The sequence below is a fragment of the Acidovorax sp. Root267 genome (assembly GCF_001429215.1).
GTDB classification, from domain to species: Bacteria; Pseudomonadota; Gammaproteobacteria; order Burkholderiales; family Burkholderiaceae_C; genus Acidovorax; species Acidovorax radicis.
In genome coordinates this window covers 241947-259620 of sequence record NZ_LMJC01000001.1, presented here as the reverse complement: position 1 = coordinate 259620, position 17674 = coordinate 241947, and the positions used below count along the sequence as shown (strand labels likewise).

The window sequence follows — 17674 nt, the reverse complement described above, 5'->3', positions numbered from 1 at the left end:
TGTCTTCTTTCTCACTTCAATTGGCGCCATGTGGGGCGCAGTGATTGTTCGGGCATGCGGTTCAGTTCTTCGGGCTTTGTTTTACCGTCGTTGCCAGTCAGATCCAGAATCCGCTTGCCTTTGGTAATCAGCATAGGTGTGCCTGTACCGACTGCAGCACGGGACACGTTCTTGTCAGTTGTTGCGTCGTACACGCCATCGCTGTTTGAGTCCACCAACTGTACCTGGGGCCGCTTGCCATCCATGATGTTGAGCAAGGTGCGGAATTGCGTACCTGGCGCTGTGCCTATCTCAGTGGCGGTGCAACTTTCGTTGGCTGCGCCTGCACCGCTGGTGGTTTGGGTACCTGCTGGATTGCCGGAATACACGGCCAGAATATTGGCACCGTCAAAGAACTGCATGGGTTCAAGCAGGCGTTCACCGGTTGTTGGGAAGTCCAGGTACCAGCCGTTGTAGTCTTTCCAGTTGCTGGTTTTCAGTTCTTCGGTGGCATCGATGGTGGAATAACCCCCGCTGACGACAGTTGCGCTTTGCTTGCGCAACTTTGCGTTGGCAATGCCTACACCCAAGTCTGTGGGCGTGGGGATGCAGGTGGAGCCCGGGCAAGTACCGCCGCCAGGGTGTACTTCCAAGTGTGTACCGCTCTTACGATATCGGGTGTTGTCCAAAACGGAATACAGCGTTTGAACGTTCTGGGGAATACTGGTATCCCGATCGTCGGCAGTCAGGTTGCGGCCCGTGCCAAAAGCCACCATCAGGCCTCCAACTGCCACATCTTTGGCGCTAGCTCCGGTGCCAATGGTCATCAGGCGGTCATTGGCACGCACGATGGGCGGGGCCGTGATGGGCTGCACCTGGTCGCGCGTGCCGCCCACTACCTTGGGTCCCCGAGCTGTGAACAACGGTTTGTTGGTGCCAAAGGCCATCTTCCAGTCGCCTTCAACGTCGCTGGTCAAGTCAAACTTCCAGAGGTTGCCCAAGTTGTCACCAGCATAGACCACATCCACTCGGCCATCTCCGTCCAAATCTACCAAGGCAGGGGCAGCAAGTCCATTGTCTTTAGCATTGCCTACCCCTTTAGCATCTGGGGTGGCAGGAATGCGCTTGAGCTCCATGTCATTGTCAAGGTACTGTACCAGCAGCACCGGGCGCTCGTTGTGGCTGTTGTAGCCATTGCCCATCACCGCAGCCCAACGGTTGTTGTTCATGCGCGTGATTTGCGTGGCTTGCTGTGGATTGCTGGGGTTGACCACTGGCGACGCAACAATGTTGCCAATGTCTTTGTCCTCATCCACCACTTTGGTGCACGCGGCTTTTTCAGTGGTGTCGGTAATGATGCTGCAGTTGGGTGCCACTTCCAAATTGCCGCGGGTGCGGTCACGTTTGACCAAGGTTTTTGGTGTGACGGCGGATGTGGGTGTTTCGGCCGTGGCAAAACTGGCCGGGTCGGTTACATCCAGCACGAAGTAACCCTTACCGCCTGCGCCCAAGCTGCTCACCAGCATGGAGGCCCAACCACCGGTCAATTGCACGTCCCCCGTCATGGGAGAGCCATCCACAAAATACTGGTGTACGTACTGGGGGTCGGCAAGTTTTTTCAGATCCCCAATCACGCCGCGGGGGACGTAGGCAAGTTTTTCTCTGCCGTCCAGGGCCGAAAAACCGTGCAACATCCCGTCATTGCCACCCACATACAGCATAGGGGTGCGTGACTTGTTTGTTTTGGCAAAAGCACCGTAGCCACTGATCGAATAACTGCTGGCAGGTGCGCCTGTGTACCAAATTTTGGAATTTACGATGTCGCCTTGGCGGCTTTTGCGCTCGCGAAAGGGCTTTGTGGCTGGATAGCTCTCTGGGTCGGCTGTCCCCTCTAAGGTGCGGTTGCCGCGGATATAGCTGAGTACATTGCTGCCTTTGGTATAGATGGTAGCGGTGCCATCGCTGTCCTCTTTGCCCAGCAGTGCTTTTTGAGGGGTACTGAGATTGCTTTCGTCAGACGCCCATTTGAATGACACCCCTCCTTTGGGCGCGGAGCTGGTCCACTTGTCGCTCCAACTCAAAATCAATCGATTGTCGAGATTGGCGGCAGTTATTTCGTCCAGACGGTCGGCAGTGGTCTTTCCATCCCAGTCTTTAGTGGGGTCGCCAAACTTGGTGCAGGTTTTAGTAGGCTCCGCTGCGGTTGGGCAGGGAACTTCGATTGGAGCCGAAACCGGCGATGCCTGCACCCAGCCCTTCCACAACTGCTTGGGGCTGTAAACAGAAGCAAAAGTACCCACATTCTGTTGAGAGACATTGGTACCAGATGCTGTTCCACTGCCGCTTACCTTGTCCGGCAAAGGCGCGGCTTCTTCGTTAATCTTGCCGATAATTTCTTCAAAGGCTTTTTTCAGGTCTTCCGCTTTGGTAATGCCATAAAATCGCCCGCGACCATTGATGGCAGCGTGCCACAGGTCCAGTGCACGCCTGTTTTCATCACTCATGGCCGGCCAATTTTTGTTTTTCGTCACGAAATCAGGAAAGCTGCCATCGTACCCAAAAGGTGTTTTGGCAGTGGGCGCAAAAATGGTGTTGGCGCCTGGCCAGGTGGTCGCTGCATCACTGACGCCAATGGTATAGGTAACCATGTGGGGCCAAGTGGCCGGATTATATTTTGGATTCCAATATTTTTGCAGAATTACGGACTTTCCGCCCGCTGTAAACGTTTCCGTGGCTGGCGCATTTTCGTATTCTTTGGTGGGCTTTAGTTTGTTTGCGTCGGTCAAGCCGGTGGTTTGCAAAGGCTTGGACCAACTGAAGAATGCCCAGTCGGCCAGAGTATTGCTGTAAGTTTGCCCCGCCGTGTCTGTGTCTCGGTAAACGTTGGTCTGCGCTATTCCGGCAGCGTCGCCCCCATAAATTTTACCGTCATTGAGGGATAAATTGGAGCTGTTGTCCCGATAGGTGGAATCCGTGACTGCAATGGGTGTGCCATTCCAGCGTCCATCGGACATCAGAATATGGTAATTGCGCCTGCATCCAAGGTAGGGCTCGCCTTGTGTTCCTGGTTTGTAAGCCCATGGTCCATCAGCATTCAAGGCGCCACGCATGTATTGGTCCGCTTGCGCAAACATGTCGTGCGACGGCGTTCCATTGTTAGGTAGCAAATAATCAACAAAGCTTAAAAAATTAGCCCTGTGCGTGGCATCCAGTGAACGCATTTTATTCTTGGCACCAGTTGCCGTGGTGTTGACATCATCTGCACCGGGCGTCTTTCCCTTGCCTGGATTCGCCGTGCTGCCGCCGTACCAGTAAAACAAATCGCTATATCTATTTACCGAGTTCCCATTGTTATGCAAAACCTGCCACGCGAGCCGTATTTTGTTGTCGGGAATCAAGGTGGTGTCGTTGAATACCTGTTTCAGGGAATATTTCAGAATATTCATGCGACGGCTGGTGTTTGGCCAAACACCAGAGCCATTAGGTACCGTTTCATTGGTCACGCCAGTGAGACTTTCTTGATCCAGACGGAATCCCATACTGCCCGAGTCATCAATGGAGATGATGACATTCGGCGCCACGAAGGAAGACTTTGCTGTTGGCAATGGTGGCTGTTGCACTAAGTCAAGGGCCCAAACGCCTTGAGGAGTCAGTGCTGCACATGCTGCAAGGGCGAGAAGATTTTTGCGGAAATGGGGGGCGCTGGTGCGGGGCATGGGTGCTCCTTCGAAGTGTGTGCTTATCTGAAAAAATTATTGTTGAAGCAATAAACGTCAATGTTCGAAAATTCAGTCTTTTTTGCGTTGACGTGCATACGTTTCTTGCAGCACCACCATGGTGCCTGGTTTTCGGCCGTACGCGAGCGCGGTGATGCGATAGACCACATACACATCCAAATTAAGTTTTAGCTGGTTGCTTACAGTGTCTACAATGAGATTTTGGGTTTTGCTTGCGTCGCTGTACGGCATGACTTCAATCCAGTACCATCCGCCTTGGTTATCTGCACTGCGGTTTGCCAAAATGGGGTTGGCGTTGCTGCCAGTCCCAATTTTGGCCCCCGTATATTCGCCAAAACGCGCAGCAACCCCTGTTGTGGCGAGTTGTTCCAGCGGAACTTCGCCAGGTTGCAGGTCTGCGGGCGCCGGAGTGGTGGTGCTGGTGTAATTCCAGAAATCCTGTCGTCCAGTGCGTCTTGTGCATATGCCACTGCGACATTTGGTGGTTTCGCCATCCATCGTATTGATCAGGGCGGTGATTTCCTTGGATTCCAGGGGGAATTTGTCTGCGGTAAAGCTGCGGCAAATATTCCCCCCTGCAATGCAATTCAATCCGTCTGTGGTTTTTCCAGTGGCTACGTCGTAGTCGGAGCTGCGTATATCGAGTTCGGCGTCCTGCAATAGAGCTTGGGCAGCCTCAAAGGCACGCTGGTAATCGGCGTCGTTGCCTACGACCATCTCGTTGAACAGCGAAGTGCGCGATGCCCACAACGCAAGCAGCATGGAGAGCATGACGAAAACAATGACCACGAACAGCGCTACGCCTTTTTGGCGTTGCGGGCGTGGTTTCATAAAGGAAGCATGGGTGCTGGGCATGGGAGGCCTGTTTGTTCGAGCGTTGTTAGATCAGCCCTTGGCTGCGCAGTTGGAAAACGTTGCGGAAGACCATGTGCATCCGGTTTCTGCGCGGTCCTGCAAGAGCCGTCATATCAACGTCTGTATTACTGCAATCTTTGTAATTGCTCGGTGAGGGCATATCAATGGCTTCGGTGCCATACAACACCAAGCACACCTCCACACCCTGCACAGCGCGCCAATTGGTTACGGTGGCCGCCTTAACAGGTTTGATCGCACTGCCCGTTGGCGTCAGTACCTGCTCCAAATAGGTGATCTGGAATTCCGCAGCGTTTTGAATAATTGCTTGGGCTGCAGCACCATTACCACCACATTCCAGTTGGATGCCGCTGAGTTGAAATGTGCTTGTAATGGCTTCGTCTACGCTGGGACCGTCGTCTGAAGGGCCTCCTAAGCAATTACGTGCCGATGACTGAGGTGTCGCCGCTGCGAAAACCGGATCTTTGTAGCGCCGGTAGGTAACTGTAGGGGCGCCCGTGGTTGTGTCGCCCAAAATGGTTTTGGCTTGCTCGAAACTGATGCCTGTGGGACTGTTGGCGTCAGTCTCAAAGGCCACGGCCGTTAGTGGATCCGTGGCCACTGCACCTGTGACCGGCGTGGTATTGACGTATAGCGAGCCGGCCTGGCGCAGTTGCTGACCGATGGAGCGCATAACGTAGGCTGCTTGCTGCTGGATGTTGCTGGCATCACTGACGGAGCCAGATACGCCACGCGACACCATGAGTGCACCCATGGAGACAGCAATCACCATCAAGCCGATGGTGATACCGACCATGAGTTCGATCAACGTAACGCCGCGTTGGCCAATGCGCCGTGGTGCTCGTCGATTGAATCGTGCGGCCACAGGGCGGTTTGATGTTTGGTATGTGCCAAGCATGGGATGCGCTTTGGTGTATTCGAAAGCCATGTGCGTTATCACTAAGAACAGTAAAACAAGGGTGTACCGCTGCCGTTGTCGTAAGGCGCGCAGCGAGCGGACACAGGGATATATTGCAAATGGCAGATTCGGTCGGCCGGACATGCGACGTCGGCGCCCCCGCTGGCGGCTCCTTTGCTCGCGTCGATGTCGTCTGTTTTGGTCCCATTGCGCTCGTTCTCGCGCCAGCTGATCATGACGCCCAGTTGGCGGCGGTTGGGGTCTTTGGCTGTCGCGCCTTCACTTTGGGCCCAAAAAATGCTGGCTTGGCCGAGGGGAAGGGTTTCGGTCACGGTTTTCTTCCATTTGGCCAAATCAAACGTGGCGAGCGCGGCGGCATCGCAACCAGTGTCGCAAGCTGTTGGGGTGTACGTAGGCACGGTGGCGAAATCGATCCTGTAGGAGTCCGCACTGACAATGGCATTGGGAGTGACTTTCAATCGCTCACTTAGGTCTTCAATCAACCGGATCGCTTGCGCGCGGCGCACCGTGGTTTGGGTGTCTGTCAGTGTGCGCATCTGCACGCCGAGAATGCCCAGGATGCCCAGTGCCGCAATGACAAGGGCCACCATGGATTCAATCAGCGTGATACCGCGTTGGTGCGTGTGCAGTGGTTTGGTCATGGTCGTCATGCTGTGCAGGGAATGGCTTCTTGGGAAATGACGCGAACGCGCCCACCGGAGCTCATGCAGACGCCGCGTGCGGCCGCATGGGAAACGGTTTTGTCCAGGGGTATCAGATTAAAGCCTAGCCAAGTGCCATCAATCAGGCCCCAGCGGTTGAGCTTGATGCTGGCGCCGCCACCGGTGCGATTGATATGCACTTTGGCCGAGGATTCGACACGTTGCAACACTGGATCGGTGGCGTTGCAGTCGCCGTTGTCATTGATGTCGTGGCATACGATCCAGCCGCAGTCCCAGGCGCGAGTGCCGCTGGCGGTGGTGCAGCCGTTGGTATTGTTGGGAATCTTCTGGATGACCACGTGACCACCGCGTTTGATGGCTTCGGAGCGCGCGTAGAACAGCGTGGATTGCAACTGTTCTGCAGATTCACGAACACGCCAGTTTTCGATGAGAGGCGTGAAACTGGGCGCGGCCAAAGCCGCCAGGACGGCGACGATGGACACCACCACCATCAGTTCGATGGCGGTGAACCCGACAACATGACGTCGGGGCTGGGTGGGTGGAATATGCCGGGTGTGCATGATGGGCTATGGCGTGCAGGCCCCGCCTTGTTTTACTTGCTCGATGCGTCCGGCACCTGCTACACAAAGCCGGATCGCATTGGTGTCGGTGGATGTTCTCCCGGTGGCATAGATCGGAAAGCTCATGGGGGCGGCCACGCCGCCATTCGTTTCGGACAGCATGCCCCAGCGGTCTATGAAAATCTGTTCCTTGCCATTGTTTTGGGCAAGTACGACCTTGTTGGGGGCTGGGCTGGTTTGCAAATCAGTGGTAACGCCATTCAGGGTGTGGGTGACTTTCCAGCCATTCCCCCAGCCTCCGGTCGCGTCAACGATGACACCACCACCGCGCTTGATGGCTTCAGAGCGCGCGAAGTAGATGGTGGATGTCAATTCTTCTGTCGCGCTGCGCACGCGCCAGCGTTCAATCAAGGGGGTGAAACTAGGGGCTGCCAATGCTGCAAGAATAGCCACGATGGCCACGACAACCATCAACTCAATAGCTGTGAATCCCCGTTGCGTGGAGGAGCGCGTGAAATCCGGAAGAAGGGGCGGTGCAAGCATCGTGCGATCCTAGTGAGACTGGCTGCGCGGTGCGCGGGTGGCGTGACCAATGGCGCCGCGATGAGGACAAGCGGCAGTCAGGGCGCTATTTGCGGGTATATCCGCGGCACGCTCCCGCGTTGTGCATCCCTTTGCATTCCCGGTACATGCGCCGGTCGCGCTCGGTGGTGGATTCTTCGGAGCTGCTACGCTGGTAGGTGACCTTACTCACTCCTTTTTTCTTGGCTGGGGTGTGGGTGGCGGCGGATGGGTCGCCGGGTTGGCGCTTGGCGAGGGCCATGCCAGGGGCGGTAAGTAGGCTCAGGACGACGCCTGTAGCCAGGAGCAAATAGCGAATGGATGTGCGCGGCGACTGGCTTTGGGGGTGTGGCATTGCGGGCTTTCGGCGGGTTGGGTGTTCGGGACAAGGGGGAAATCCCACCAGGGTTATAATCGCTCGGTTTTGCATGGTGCAAGACGCACGCAAGTTGCCGTTCCAGCGGCTTGCGCAAGTAAAACCCAGGCTTTCCGGAGTTCTATCTGGCAAGTCATTCAAGGAAACCCAATGATCGCATCCTCCATCAAGGCCGAGGTCGTCAAGGCCAACGCTCGCGCTGCCAACGACACCGGTAGCCCAGAAGTGCAAGTGGCCCTGCTGACCGCTCGCATCAACGAACTGACTCCCCACTTCAAGACGCACGCCAAGGACCACCACGGTCGTCGTGGCCTGCTGCGCATGGTGAGCCGTCGTCGCAAGCTGCTGGACTACCTGAAGGCCAAGGACGCTGACCGTTACACCGCGCTGATCGCCAAGCTGGGTCTGCGCAAGTAATTGCAATCGCATGCGAAAACGCCTGGGTTAGTCCGCTAGCTCAGGCGTTTTTTACTTCGGAGCCGCAAAACGGAGCGAAGCTGTGTCATTCCAATGGGGTTGTTGCCACGCGCTGGCAGGCAGTTCCACTGGAATGGCATCGTGTTCTGAATTGCCCTCCAGACCAATCTGGTAGCGCGCTACCAGCTATTAAAACAGGAGCTGAACATGAGCATTTTCAACAAAGTCACCAAGACCTTCCAATGGGGTGACAAGACCGTCATCATGGAAACGGGCGAAATCGCCCGCCAAGCCTCCGGCGCCGTGCTGGTGAATATTGACGACACCGTGGTGTTGGCCACCGTGGTTGCCTCAAAGGGTGCCAAGCCCGGCCAGGACTTCTTCCCCCTGACGGTGGACTACATCGAGAAGACGTACGCCGCAGGCAAGATCCCCGGCAGCTTCTTCAAGCGCGAAGCCAAGCCCAGCGAGCACGAAACCCTGACCAGCCGCCTGATCGACCGTCCGATCCGTCCGCTGTTCCCTGAAGGCTTCTTCAACGAAGTGCACGTGGTGATTCACACGGTGTCGCTGAACCCCGAAGTGGACGCTGACATCGCCGCTTTGATTGCCACCAGTGCAGCCCTGGCCATCTCCGGCATTCCGTTCAACGGTCCCATTGGCGCCGCGCGCGTGGGCTACATCAACGGCGAATACGTGCTGAACCCCGGCCAGACTGCGCGCAAGAACTCGCAGATGGATCTGGTGGTGGCTGGTACCGAAGCTGCTGTACTGATGGTCGAATCCGAAGCCCAGCAGCTGTCTGAAGAAATCATGCTCGGCGCCGTGGTGTTTGGCCATGAGCAAGGCAATGTGGCCATCAACGCCATCCACGAACTGGTGCGTGAAGCCGGCAAGCCCGTGTGGCAGTGGGAAGCCCCCGCCAAGGACGAAGCCCTCATCGCCAAGGTGGTGGCACTGGCCGACGACAAGCTGCGCGCTGCCTACCAGATCCGTAACAAGCAAGCCCGTACCCAAGCTTGCCGCGAAGCCTACGCGGCGGTGATGGCTGCGCTGAAGGCCGATGGTGTCGAATTCGACGCTGTCAAGGTTGAAGGCATGTTGTTCGACATCGAAGCCGGCATCGTGCGCAGCCAGATCCTGGCCGGCGAGCCCCGCATCGATGGCCGTGATACACGCACCGTGCGCCCCATTGAGATCCGCGGCAGCGTGCTGCCCCGTGCCCACGGTTCTTCGTTGTTCACGCGGGGCGAAACCCAGGCGCTGGTGGTGACCACGCTGGGCACGGAGCGCGATGCCCAGCGCATCGACGCCCTGGCTGGCGAGTACGAAGACCGCTTCATGATGCACTACAACATGCCTCCCTTTGCCACCGGCGAAGTGGGTCGCATGGGTTCGACCAAGCGCCGCGAAATTGGCCACGGCCGTCTGGCCAAGCGCGCTCTGATTGCCGTGTTGCCGACGAAGGAAGAATTCCCCTACACCATGCGCGTGGTGTCCGAAATCACCGAATCCAACGGCTCGTCGTCGATGGCTTCGGTGTGCGGCGGCTGCCTGTCGCTGATGGATGCTGGCGTGCCCATGAAGGCGCACGTGGCGGGTATCGCCATGGGTCTGATCAAGGATGCCAACCGCTTTGCCGTGCTGACCGATATCTTGGGCGATGAGGATCACCTGGGTGACATGGACTTCAAGGTGGCCGGTACCACGGGTGGCATCACGGCGCTGCAGATGGACATCAAGATCCAGGGCATCACCAAGGAAATCATGCAAGTTGCACTGGCCCAGGCCAAGGAGGCGCGCATGCACATTCTGGGCAAGATGCAAGAGGCCATGGGCGAAGCCAAGACCGAGGTGTCGAACTTCGCGCCCAAGCTCTACACGATGAAGATCAACCCCGAGAAGATCCGTGACGTGATCGGCAAGGGCGGCGCCGTGATCCGAGCGCTGACCGAAGAAACTGGCTGCCAGATCAACATCGAGGAAGACGGCACGATCACCATCGCCGCGACCGATGCGGCCAAGGCCGACGAAGCCAAGAAGCGCATCGAGCAGATCACGGCTGAAGTCGAGATCGGCAAGATCTACGAAGGCCCTGTGACGAAAATCCTGGACTTCGGTGCATTGATCAACCTGCTCCCCGGCAAGGACGGCCTGCTGCACATCAGCCAGATCGCCCACGAGCGTGTCGAGCGTGTGGGTGACTATCTCACCGAGGGCCAGATCGTGAAGGTCAAGGTCATGGAGACTGATGAAAAGGGTCGCGTCAAGCTGTCGATGAAGGTGCTGGCCGAGCGCCCCGCCGGCGGTAGTGATCGCCCTGCGCCTGCCGAGCGCGGTGATCGTGAGCCACGCCGCGACCACGGCCGTGACGGTGGTCGTCAGCCAGCGGACCAGCAACAGCAACAGCAATCGCAGCCTTCGGAAAACGGTTCCGGGCAGATCGTCGGTTGATTGGGTTATTTGCTATTGATTTTGTAGCTGCTTGCGCTTTTAGATTGAGCGCTACCGGCCAAAATCACTCAAATACCTAATTCTCCGAGGAGTCGCAACATGCGCGCAGTCGAGATCACATCCTTTGGTGGGCCTGAAGTGTTGCGCCTGGGTGAGCGGCCCGTGCCGCAACCGGGCATTGGTGAGTTGCTGATTCGCGTTGCTGCCAGTGGCATCAACCGCCCCGATGTGCTCCAGCGGATGGGGCACTATGCCCCACCGCCGGGCACCTCGGATCTGCCGGGTCTGGAGGTTGCGGGGGTGGTGGAGTCGGGTGACGCTTTGGCCATGGCCGAGGCGGGCATTCGGGTGGGCGACCGCGTTTGTGCGCTGGTGGCGGGTGGTGGCTATGCTGAGTGGTGTGTGGCACCGGTCTTGCAGTGTTTGCCGGTGCCTGAGGGCTTCAGCGACGTGGAGGCGGCCTCGCTGCCGGAGACGTTCTTCACCGTGTGGAGCAACGTGTTCGACCGGGGGCGCCTGCAGGCGGGAGAAAGCCTGCTTGTGCAAGGTGGCACCAGCGGTATTGGTGTGACTGCTGTGCAACTGGCACACGCCTTTGGCGCGACGGTCATTGCGACGGCGGGCAGCGACGAGAAATGCGCCGCATGTCTGCAGTTGGGTGCCCACCATGCCATCCATTACAAGTCACAGGACTTTGTGGCAGAAACCAAGCGCATCACACAAGGCAAAGGCGTGGACGTGGTGCTGGATATGGTTGCCGGGGACTATGTGGCACGCGAGGTGGAGTGTCTGGCTGAAGATGGCCGCCTTGTCATCATTGCGGTGCAGGGTGGGGTCAAGAGCGATTTCAACGCGGGGCTGGTGCTGCGCAGACGGTTGACCATCACTGGGTCTACCTTGCGCCCGCGCTCTGTGGCATTCAAGGGGGCCATTGCTCGTGCACTGCGAGAGCATGTGTGGCCTCTGCTGGTGGCGGGGCGTGTGCGGCCAGTCATCCACAGCACGTTTGTGGTGGCAGAGGCTGCCAAGGCCCATGCGCTGATGGAGTCGAACCAGCACATTGGCAAAATTGTTTTGACGTGGTGATCATGAAAAGCAAGAAAAAACTCATCGCAGGCAACTGGAAGATGAACGGCAGCCTGGTTGCCAACGATGCTTTGCTGAAAGGCATCATGGCGGGGTTGGCTGACGCGGTTTGTGATGTGGCCGTTGCTGTGCCGGCGCCTTACATAGCGCAGGTGCAGGCTTCCACGGTTGGATCTGTGGTGGCTGTGGCTGCCCAGGATGTATCGCCGCACGAGGTGGGGGCATACACCGGTGAGGTGTCGGCCTCCATGTTGAAGGACTTGGGTGTGCGCTACGTGTTGGTGGGGCATTCAGAGCGCCGCCAATACCATGGTGAGACCGATGTGGTGGTCGCCGAGAAAGCGCAGCGCGCACTGGCGGCTGGCATCACGCCCATCGTCTGTGTGGGTGAAACGCTGCAGGAGCGTGAAACAGGCCAGACCGAGGCTGTGGTCAAGCGCCAGTTGGCAGCGGTGATTCACCTCAATGGGCACTGCATCAGCGAAGTAGTGGTGGCGTACGAGCCGGTCTGGGCCATTGGCACTGGCCGTACCGCGTCGCCCGAGCAGGCGCAGGAAGTGCATGCTGTGCTGCGCTCGCAACTTTCAGCGGCCAGCGAGCATGCGGATCGAATCCGCCTGCTTTACGGTGGCAGCATGAATGCGGCCAATGCGGCCCAACTGCTTGCCCAGCCGGACATCGATGGCGGCCTTGTCGGGGGCGCATCGTTGAAGGTGTCCGATTTCCTGCAAATTATTGCGGCCGCCTCTTGAGGCGGCCCTTCAAACTATTCAATCAGGAGTGAACAGAGAATGAACGTGATCGTGAATGTGGTTTTGGCTGTACAGATGCTGACGGCTTTGGGGATGATTGGCTTGATTCTGATTCAGCACGGCAAGGGTGCTGACATGGGGGCGGCGTTTGGCAGTGGCAGTTCCGGGAGTTTGTTTGGTGCCAGCGGTAGTGCCAACTTCCTGTCGCGCACCACGGCGGTACTGGCTGCGGTATTTTTTGTGGCAACGCTGGCCTTGGCTTACTTTGGCAATGCGCGTCCTACCAGTTCGGGCAGTGTGTTGGAAACTCCGGCCGCAGCCGTACCCGCCGGATCGGCGTCGGACGCCTCAGTAGCACCTGCGGTGCCTGCATCGGGTGCTGCTCAGATCCCCACCAAATAATCTGCACTAAATTGGGTTCCGGGAGCCGAAGCAGGGTTTTTCCGGAGTAGAATTCTGGATTGTCTGGAAAGCCAAAACCGCAAGGTTCCTCATGCCATCCAGATGCAAAAATCAGCCGTCGTGGTGAAATTGGTAGACACGCTATCTTGAGGGGGTAGTGGCGAAAGCTGTGCGAGTTCGAGTCTCGCCGACGGCACCAAAACAAAGGCCTGCCTGCATGACCCGGCTTGGGTCCTGACGGGCAAGGCCACAGCGGTGAGCACATCCTCAAGATGAACCTCGATCAGTACCTCCCCGTCCTTTTGTTCATCTTGGTCGGCATCGCCGTAGGCGTTGTCCCCCTTGCGCTCGGCTACATACTGGGTCCCAACCGCCCGGATGCCGCAAAGAACTCTCCCTACGAATGTGGCTTTGAAGCCTTCGAGGATGCGCGCATGAAGTTTGATGTGCGCTACTACCTCGTGGCCATTCTCTTCATTCTGTTCGATCTCGAAATCGCGTTTCTTTTCCCGTGGGCGGTGACGCTGCATGAGGTTGGGATCGCTGGTTTTGTGGCGGTCGTGATTTTCCTGGCCATCCTGGTTGTGGGTTTTGCCTACGAGTGGAAAAAGGGTGCCCTGGATTGGGAGTGAGCGAGCCTCAACAAGGATGATGCAATGATTGAAGGCGTGATGAAGGAAGGCTTCATCACCACGAGCTATGACTCCGTGGTGAATTGGGCCAAGACCGGTTCCCTGTGGCCGATGACATTTGGCCTAGCGTGCTGTGCCGTTGAAATGATGCATGCTGCTGCAGCGCGCTATGACATCGGGCGCTTTGGTGCGGAGGTGTTTCGTGCCAGTCCTCGTCAGTCGGATCTGATGATTGTTGCTGGCACGCTGTGCAACAAGATGGCACCCGCGCTGCGCAAGGTGTACGACCAGATGTCCGAACCACGTTGGGTTCTGTCTATGGGCTCGTGTGCCAATGGTGGTGGTTATTACCATTACAGCTACTCTGTGGTGCGCGGCTGTGACCGTATCGTGCCTGTGGATGTGTATGTCCCAGGCTGCCCTCCCACGGCGGAGGCGCTGATCTACGGGATCATTCAGCTGCAGCAGAAGATTCGTCGTACCAATACCATTGCGCGCGTCTGAAGGGTTGATGATGACTGCTGTTGCCATTCGCCCCGAAAAACTCAAAGACAACATTGCTGCGGCGCTGGGTGCAAAGGTGCGCCAGATCACGGTGGCTTTGGATGAGGTCACCTTGGTGGTTTCTGCGGCCGACTACCTGGAGGCCATGCGCTTGCTGCGCGATGCAGAGGGTTGTCGTTTCGAACAACTGATTGATTTGTGCGGAGTGGACTATTCTGCATATGCCGATGCGGTGAACGAGGGGGCGCGCTATTGCGTGGTGTCGCACCTGTTGTCCGTGAGTCTGAATCAGCGTGTGCGCGTCAAGGTGTTCTGTGCCGACGACGACTTCCCGGTGGTGGCTTCGGTTGCTGATCTGTGGAACTCGGCCAACTGGTACGAGCGTGAGGCGTTTGACTTGTTTGGCATCGTGTTCGACGGTCACAACGACCTGCGCCGCATCCTGACCGACTACGGCTTCATCGGCCATCCCTTCCGCAAGGACTTCCCGCTGTCCGGCCATGTCGAGATGCGCTACGACGCAGAGCAGCGCCGGGTGGTCTACGAGCCGGTGTCGATCGAGCCGCGCGAGATCACGCCGCGCATCATCCGCGAAGACAAGTACGGAGGCCTGCACTAAGGCGCCCTGCGTCCCACGTGATCCACCATGGCTGAAATCAAAAACTATTCCCTCAACTTCGGGCCGCAGCACCCTGCCGCGCACGGCGTGTTGCGTCTGGTGCTCGAGCTCGATGGCGAAGTCGTCCAACGCGCTGACCCGCACATCGGCCTCCTGCACCGTGCCACGGAGAAGCTGGCCGAGCACAAGACCTACATCCAGTCGCTGCCCTACATGGACCGTCTGGACTACGTGTCCATGATGTGCAACGAGCACGCCTACTGCCTGGCCATCGAAAAGCTGCTGGGCCTGGAAGTGCCTATCCGCGCCCAGTACATCCGTGTGATGTTCTCCGAAATCACGCGCCTGCTGAACCACCTGATGTGGCTTGGTTCGCACGGCAACGATTGCGGTAGCTCCACCATCCTGATCTACACCTTCCGCGAGCGTGAAGACCTGTTCGACATGTACGAAGCCGTCTCCGGCGCGCGCATGCACGCGGCGTACTTCCGTCCGGGTGGCGTCTACCGTGACCTGCCGGATTCCATGCCGCAGTACAAGGTCAGCAAGATCAAGAACGCCAAGGCCCTCGAGGCCATGAACCAGAACCGCCAAGGTTCCATGCTCGACTTTATCGACGACTTTACGCAGCGCTTCCCGGCCTGTGTGGACGAGTACGAAACCCTGCTCACTGACAACCGTATCTGGAAGCAGCGCACCGTGGGCATCGGCGTGGTGCCCCCCGAGCGTGCACTGAATCTGGGCATGACCGGCCCCATGCTGCGGGGCTCCGGCATTGCATGGGACCTGCGCAAGACGCAGCCCTACGACGTCTACGATCGCATGGACTTCGACGTGCCAGTCGGCAAGACGGGTGATTGCTATGACCGCTACCTCGTGCGCGTGCAGGAGATGCGCGAGTCCAACCGCATCATCAAGCAGTGCGTGAACTGGCTGCGCGCCAATCCGGGTCCTGTCATTACCGACAACCACAAGGTGGCTGCGCCCGATCGTGAATCCATGAAGGCGAACATGGAGGAGCTTATCCACCATTTCAAGCTCTTCACCGAAGGTTTCCACGTGCCAGAAGGCGAGGCCTACGCTGCCGTCGAGCATCCCAAGGGCGAGTTCGGCATCTACCTGGTCAGCGACGGCGCCAACAAGCCCTACCGCCTGAAGATCCGTGCGCCCGGCTTTGCGCACCTGGCCACTCTCGATGAAATGGCGCGCGGCCACATGATCGCCGACGCCGTGGCCATCATCGGCACCATGGATATCGTGTTCGGGGAGATCGACCGATGAGCAGCAGCAATACCAAGATCACCGAAGCCACGCTGGCGCGCTTTGCGCGCGAAGTGGCCAAGTACCCGCCCGAGCAAGCGCAGTCTGCCGTGATGGCCTGCCTGTCTATCGTGCAGCAGGAGCAGGGCTGGGTCAGCGTCGAGAGCGAGGCCGTGATCGCCGAATACCTGGGCATGGCCCAGATCGCGGTGCACGAAGTCACCACTTTCTACAACATGTACAACCAGCAGCCTACCGGCAAGTACAAGCTCAACGTGTGTACGAACCTGCCTTGCCAGCTGCGCGACGGCCAGAAGGCGTTGCACCACCTCGAGAAGAAGCTCGGCGTGACTATGGGCGGGACCACGCCGGACGGCCTGTTCACGCTGCAGCAGTGCGAGTGCCTGGGTGCCTGCGCCGACGCGCCCGTGATGCTGGTCAACGACCGCACCATGTGCAGCTTCATGGACAACGACAAGCTCGACCAGCTGGTCGATGGCCTCAAGGCTGCGGAAGGGCAAGCATGACCACCGCAGCACAGATCCTCTCGCAGTTCCAGGCCACCGGCGTCCAGACCTGCTTCCACGACCGCCACATCAACCCGCAGATCTATGCGGGCCTGGACGGCACGAACTGGAGCATCAAGGACTACGAAGCGCGCGGCGGCTACGCCGCGCTGCGCAAGATCCTGGGTACCGACGGCAGCGAGCCGCTGACGCAGGACCAGGTCATTGCCACCGTCAAGGAATCGGGTCTGCGCGGCCGCGGCGGCGCGGGCTTTCCGACGGGCCTCAAGTGGAGCTTCATGCCCCGCTCGTTCCCTGGCCAGAAGTACCTGGTGTGCAACTCCGATGAAGGCGAGCCTGGCACCTGCAAGGACCGCGACATCCTGCAGTTCAACCCGCACATCGTCATCGAAGGCATGATCATTGCGGCCTACGCGATGGGCATCTCCGTGGGCTACAACTACATCCACGGCGAAATCTTCCAGACCTACGACCGCTTCGAAGAAGCGCTCGAAGAAGCACGCGCAGCGGGCTACCTGGGCGACAAGATCCTGGGCAGCAACTTCAGCTTCCAGCTGCACGCAGCGCACGGTTTCGGCGCCTACATCTGTGGCGAAGAGACCGCGCTGCTTGAGTCGCTGGAAGGCAAGAAGGGCCAGCCGCGCTTCAAGCCACCGTTCCCCGCAAGCTTCGGTTTGTACGGCAAGCCCACCACCATCAACAACACCGAGACCTTCGCGGCCGTGCCGTGGATCATCCGCAATGGCGGTGCGGCGTACCTGGAGTGTGGCAAGCCCAACAACGGCGGCACCAAGATCTTCTCGGTCTCGGGCGACGTGGAAAAGCCTGGCAACTATGAAGTACCGATGGGCACGCCCTTCGCCAAGCTGCTCGAACTGGCCGGTGGCGTGCGCAAGGGGCGCCAGCTCAAGGCGGTGATCCCTGGTGGCTCGTCCTCTCCGGTGCTGCCAGCTTCCATCATCATGGAATGCACGCTGGACTACGACTCCATCGCCAAGGCCGGCTCCATGCTGGGCTCGGGCGCCGTGATCGTGATGGACGACTCCCGCAGCATGGTCGAAAGCCTGCTGCGCCTGTCGTACTTCTATTCGCACGAATCCTGTGGCCAGTGCACGCCCTGCCGGGAAGGCACCGGCTGGATGTGGCGCGTGATCGACCGCATCCAGCACAACCAGGGCCGCACGGGTGACCTGGACCTGCTTAATTCGGTGGCAGACAACATCCAGGGCCGGACGATCTGCGCGCTGGGCGACGCTGCCGCGATGCCGGTGCGCGCCATGATCAAGCATTTCCGTCCCGAGTTTGAAGCACTGATCCGGAACAACGCCTCCCAGGCTGCGACCTCCGCCTGATC

18 protein-coding genes and 1 tRNA gene are annotated in these 17674 nt (G+C 58.5%); 12 read left to right on the top strand and 7 right to left on the bottom strand.

The features are described from left to right. Window positions 1-11: 11 nt before the first annotated feature. The 7 genes from ASE39_RS01090 to ASE39_RS27000 form a co-directional block, all read right to left on the bottom strand. On the bottom strand, window positions 12-3695 hold the full coding sequence (locus tag ASE39_RS01090) for a PilC/PilY family type IV pilus protein (protein ID WP_057269927.1): 3684 nt from the start codon (window positions 3693-3695) through the stop codon (window positions 12-14). Window positions 3696-3767: 72 nt separating this feature from the next. Continuing rightward, window positions 3768-4571, bottom strand: a complete 804-nt coding sequence (locus ASE39_RS01085) for a PilX N-terminal domain-containing pilus assembly protein (protein ID WP_242421339.1) — start codon at window positions 4569-4571, stop codon at window positions 3768-3770. Between the two features lie 25 nt (window positions 4572-4596). Next, window positions 4597-5517 carry a prepilin-type N-terminal cleavage/methylation domain-containing protein gene (locus ASE39_RS01080; protein ID WP_242421338.1) on the bottom strand — a complete coding sequence of 307 codons (921 nt, stop codon included), beginning with the start codon at window positions 5515-5517 and terminating at the stop codon, window positions 4597-4599. A gap of 11 nt (window positions 5518-5528) precedes the next feature. After that, a complete protein-coding gene (gene pilV / locus ASE39_RS01075; protein WP_140426654.1) occupies window positions 5529-6158 on the bottom strand; it encodes a type IV pilus modification protein PilV in 630 nt (209 codons plus the stop codon). Then, the gene (locus ASE39_RS01070; protein WP_082615285.1) at window positions 6155-6730 is read right to left on the bottom strand and encodes a GspH/FimT family pseudopilin; all 576 of its coding nucleotides are present in this window, start codon (window positions 6728-6730) and stop codon (window positions 6155-6157) included. Before ASE39_RS01070 ends, pilV begins: the two co-directional genes overlap by 4 nt. A 6-nt stretch (window positions 6731-6736) precedes the next feature. Then, the gene (locus tag ASE39_RS01065; protein ID WP_082615284.1) at window positions 6737-7273 is read right to left on the bottom strand and encodes a GspH/FimT family pseudopilin; all 537 of its coding nucleotides are present in this window, start codon (window positions 7271-7273) and stop codon (window positions 6737-6739) included. An 85-nt stretch (window positions 7274-7358) separates the two neighbouring features. Further along, window positions 7359-7553 carry a hypothetical protein gene (locus ASE39_RS27000; protein ID WP_242421337.1) on the bottom strand — a complete coding sequence of 65 codons (195 nt, stop codon included), beginning with the start codon at window positions 7551-7553 and terminating at the stop codon, window positions 7359-7361. A gap of 264 nt (window positions 7554-7817) precedes the next feature. On the opposite strand from ASE39_RS27000, the gene rpsO reads away from it, so the two are divergent. From rpsO to nuoF, 12 genes are all read left to right on the top strand, one after another. Beyond that, entirely contained in the window at window positions 7818-8084 is a 267-nt protein-coding gene (gene rpsO, locus ASE39_RS01060) for a 30S ribosomal protein S15 (protein WP_005793232.1), read from the top strand. A gap of 207 nt (window positions 8085-8291) precedes the next feature. Then, a complete protein-coding gene (gene pnp, locus ASE39_RS01055) occupies window positions 8292-10538 on the top strand; it encodes a polyribonucleotide nucleotidyltransferase (protein ID WP_057269923.1) in 2247 nt (748 codons plus the stop codon). Between the two features lie 99 nt (window positions 10539-10637). Next, a complete protein-coding gene (locus ASE39_RS01050; protein ID WP_057269922.1) occupies window positions 10638-11624 on the top strand; it encodes an NAD(P)H-quinone oxidoreductase in 987 nt (328 codons plus the stop codon). A 2-nt stretch (window positions 11625-11626) separates the two neighbouring features. After that, the gene (tpiA, locus tag ASE39_RS01045) at window positions 11627-12376 is read left to right on the top strand and encodes a triose-phosphate isomerase (RefSeq protein ID WP_057269921.1); all 750 of its coding nucleotides are present in this window, start codon (window positions 11627-11629) and stop codon (window positions 12374-12376) included. Between the two features lie 39 nt (window positions 12377-12415). Next, entirely contained in the window at window positions 12416-12778 is a 363-nt protein-coding gene (gene secG / locus ASE39_RS01040) for a preprotein translocase subunit SecG (protein ID WP_010463934.1), read from the top strand. A 114-nt stretch (window positions 12779-12892) separates the two neighbouring features. Continuing rightward, a tRNA-Leu gene (locus ASE39_RS01035) sits at window positions 12893-12977 on the top strand. Window positions 12978-13050: 73 nt separating this feature from the next. Next, window positions 13051-13410 (top strand): NADH-quinone oxidoreductase subunit A, encoded by a 360-nt coding sequence (locus ASE39_RS01030; RefSeq protein WP_010463935.1) that lies wholly within the window; start codon window positions 13051-13053, stop codon window positions 13408-13410. Window positions 13411-13434: 24 nt separating this feature from the next. Further along, window positions 13435-13914 carry an NADH-quinone oxidoreductase subunit B gene (locus ASE39_RS01025; protein ID WP_007849129.1) on the top strand — a complete coding sequence of 160 codons (480 nt, stop codon included), beginning with the start codon at window positions 13435-13437 and terminating at the stop codon, window positions 13912-13914. Window positions 13915-13924: 10 nt separating this feature from the next. After that, on the top strand, window positions 13925-14533 hold the full coding sequence (locus ASE39_RS01020; RefSeq protein ID WP_057270288.1) for an NADH-quinone oxidoreductase subunit C: 609 nt from the start codon (window positions 13925-13927) through the stop codon (window positions 14531-14533). Window positions 14534-14560: 27 nt separating this feature from the next. Then, window positions 14561-15814 carry an NADH-quinone oxidoreductase subunit D gene (locus ASE39_RS01015; RefSeq protein WP_057269920.1) on the top strand — a complete coding sequence of 418 codons (1254 nt, stop codon included), beginning with the start codon at window positions 14561-14563 and terminating at the stop codon, window positions 15812-15814. After that, window positions 15811-16320, top strand: coding sequence for an NADH-quinone oxidoreductase subunit NuoE (gene nuoE / locus ASE39_RS01010; RefSeq protein WP_010463938.1), 510 nt, complete (start codon window positions 15811-15813; stop codon window positions 16318-16320). The genes ASE39_RS01015 and nuoE overlap by 4 nt, the downstream gene beginning before the upstream one ends. Then, window positions 16317-17672, top strand: coding sequence for an NADH-quinone oxidoreductase subunit NuoF (gene nuoF, locus ASE39_RS01005; RefSeq protein WP_010463939.1), 1356 nt, complete (start codon window positions 16317-16319; stop codon window positions 17670-17672). Before nuoE ends, nuoF begins: the two co-directional genes overlap by 4 nt. Window positions 17673-17674: the final 2 nt, after the last annotated feature.

Coding starts and splice junctions, on each gene's coding strand:
- ASE39_RS01020 (WP_057270288.1), top strand. CDS start 13,925: ATGACTGCTGTTGCCATTCGCCCCGAAAAACTCAAAGACAACATTGCT.
- nuoF (WP_010463939.1), top strand. CDS start 16,317: ATGACCACCGCAGCACAGATCCTCTCGCAGTTCCAGGCCACCGGCGTC.
- ASE39_RS01050 (WP_057269922.1), top strand. CDS start 10,638: ATGCGCGCAGTCGAGATCACATCCTTTGGTGGGCCTGAAGTGTTGCGC.
- ASE39_RS01030 (WP_010463935.1), top strand. CDS start 13,051: ATGAACCTCGATCAGTACCTCCCCGTCCTTTTGTTCATCTTGGTCGGC.
- ASE39_RS01080 (WP_242421338.1), bottom strand. CDS start 5,517: ATGGCTTTCGAATACACCAAAGCGCATCCCATGCTTGGCACATACCAA.
- tpiA (WP_057269921.1), top strand. CDS start 11,627: ATGAAAAGCAAGAAAAAACTCATCGCAGGCAACTGGAAGATGAACGGC.
- ASE39_RS27000 (WP_242421337.1), bottom strand. CDS start 7,553: ATGGCCCTCGCCAAGCGCCAACCCGGCGACCCATCCGCCGCCACCCAC.
- ASE39_RS01015 (WP_057269920.1), top strand. CDS start 14,561: ATGGCTGAAATCAAAAACTATTCCCTCAACTTCGGGCCGCAGCACCCT.
- ASE39_RS01085 (WP_242421339.1), bottom strand. CDS start 4,571: ATGCCCAGCACCCATGCTTCCTTTATGAAACCACGCCCGCAACGCCAA.
- pnp (WP_057269923.1), top strand. CDS start 8,292: ATGAGCATTTTCAACAAAGTCACCAAGACCTTCCAATGGGGTGACAAG.
- nuoE (WP_010463938.1), top strand. CDS start 15,811: ATGAGCAGCAGCAATACCAAGATCACCGAAGCCACGCTGGCGCGCTTT.
- secG (WP_010463934.1), top strand. CDS start 12,416: ATGAACGTGATCGTGAATGTGGTTTTGGCTGTACAGATGCTGACGGCT.
- ASE39_RS01025 (WP_007849129.1), top strand. CDS start 13,435: ATGATTGAAGGCGTGATGAAGGAAGGCTTCATCACCACGAGCTATGAC.
- rpsO (WP_005793232.1), top strand. CDS start 7,818: ATGATCGCATCCTCCATCAAGGCCGAGGTCGTCAAGGCCAACGCTCGC.
- pilV (WP_140426654.1), bottom strand. CDS start 6,158: ATGACGACCATGACCAAACCACTGCACACGCACCAACGCGGTATCACG.
- ASE39_RS01090 (WP_057269927.1), bottom strand. CDS start 3,695: ATGCCCCGCACCAGCGCCCCCCATTTCCGCAAAAATCTTCTCGCCCTT.
- ASE39_RS01070 (WP_082615285.1), bottom strand. CDS start 6,730: ATGCACACCCGGCATATTCCACCCACCCAGCCCCGACGTCATGTTGTC.
- ASE39_RS01065 (WP_082615284.1), bottom strand. CDS start 7,273: ATGCTTGCACCGCCCCTTCTTCCGGATTTCACGCGCTCCTCCACGCAA.